The 1,595-nt window shown below is 63.9% G+C and carries 2 protein-coding genes; both read left to right on the top strand.

Going from position 1 to position 1,595, the window contains the following annotated elements; translation table 11 throughout:
• The first annotated feature begins 121 nt into the window (after positions 1–121).
• Positions 122–481, top strand: coding sequence for a hypothetical protein (locus GY769_18155; protein ID MCP4203846.1), 360 nt, complete (start codon positions 122–124; stop codon positions 479–481).
• A 31-nt stretch (positions 482–512) separates the two neighbouring features.
• Positions 513–1,595: glutamine-hydrolyzing carbamoyl-phosphate synthase small subunit (carA, locus tag GY769_18150; protein ID MCP4203845.1), on the top strand; the 1,083-nt coding region annotated here is incomplete at its 3' end.

Raw genomic sequence — 1,595 nt, 5'->3', positions numbered from 1 at the left:
TATCGATCTCGCCGAGGAAGTAGACGCCGGAGCTGTGTTGGTGACCTGCTCGACACTATCTCCGTGCGTCGAGAAAGTGCTCGCACCCCAGGGTATTCACGTACTTCCGATAGACGCGGCCATGATCGCCGAAGCGGTGGAGCGCGCCTCTCGTCTCGCTGTTTTGGCCACCAACCCAGCCACCATCGAGCCCACCCGGCAGGCCGTGCTCGCCGCCGCCGCCCGGGCCGGCAAAGAGGTCTCGATTGAGGAAGTGGTGCGGATGGACGCGCTCGACGCTCACCTCGAGGGTGACCTCGCGGCGCACGACCGGATTGTCGCCACCGCCGCCGTCGAAGTCCTCCCCATCGTCGACCTCGTGCTGTTCGCCCAGGCATCGATGGCCCGCGCGCTTCAGGCGGTCCCGCCCGAGCACCGCGCCCGCATCCTCACCAGCCCGGCAGCGGCGGTAGCCCAGGTGAGGGGGCTTCTTCTACAATAGGGTTTACACCTTCCCAAACAGGAGCAGCAGATTGAATACAGCATTACTCGCCCTGGAAGATGGGACCGTCTTCGAGGGCCGAGGCTTTGGTGCGCGCGGAGAATGCGCTGGTGAAGTTGTCTTCAACACCTCGATCACCGGCTATCAGGAGATATTCACCGATCCTTCCTACTGCGGCCAGATCGTCGTCCTGACCAACCCGCAAATCGGCAACTATGGCGCCAACGTCGCTGACAAGGAGTCCGTGCGGCCCTTCATCGAAGGTTTGATCGTACGGGACTTCTCGCCGGTGGCCAGCAACTGGCGCTCGGAAGAGAAGGCCGACGAATTCCTCGCAACCAGCGGCATTCCTGTCGGCAGCGACATCGACACTCGCGCGCTGGTGCGCCGGCTCCGCAGCCAGGGGGTGATGCGCGGCGTGCTGTCGAGCGACGGCGGCGACCCTCGGGCGCTGGTGGAGAAGGCACGCTCGGTTCCCTCGATGCAGGGACTCGATCTGGCGACGCGGGTCACCACCGCCGAGCGCTACGAGTGGGAGCAGCCGGTGGAGAGCTGCTCGCCGTCCGAGGACGTCGGGGAAGCGCCGCCGATCCGATTCCACGTGGTGGCTTACGATTTCGGAATCAAGCACAACATCCTGCGGCGGCTGCGGCAGGTGGGTTGCCGGTCCACCGTTGTTCCCGCGAGCACTTCAGCCGAGGACGTGCTCAGCTTGAATCCCGATGGCATCTTTCTTTCGAACGGTCCCGGTGATCCCGAGCCGCTCGAAGCGCAAGCTGTGGAAGTACGGAAGCTGGTAGGCAAGAGACCGATGTTCGGCATCTGCCTGGGGCATCAGGTGTTGGGCCTCGCGCTCGGCGGGAAGAGCTTCAAGCTGAAGTTTGGCCATCGTGGCGCCAACCATCCGGTGCTGCACTATCCGCGCAACAAAGTGGAGATCACCTCGCAGAACCACGGCTTCGCGATCGATCCGGATTCGCTCGACCCCAACCAGATCGAGATCACTCACATCAACCTCAACGACCGGACGCTCGAAGGTTTCCTCCACCGCGGCCATCCATTGTTCTGTGTGCAATACCACCCGGAAGCCGCGCCCGGTCCGCACGACTCGCGG

The sequence above is a fragment of the bacterium genome (assembly GCA_024224155.1).
In the GTDB taxonomy this organism is placed as follows: Bacteria; Acidobacteriota; Thermoanaerobaculia; order Multivoradales; family JAHEKO01; genus CALZIK01.
The sequence above is the reverse complement of the archived record's forward strand: the minus strand, read 5'-3'. Positions and strand labels throughout refer to the sequence as shown.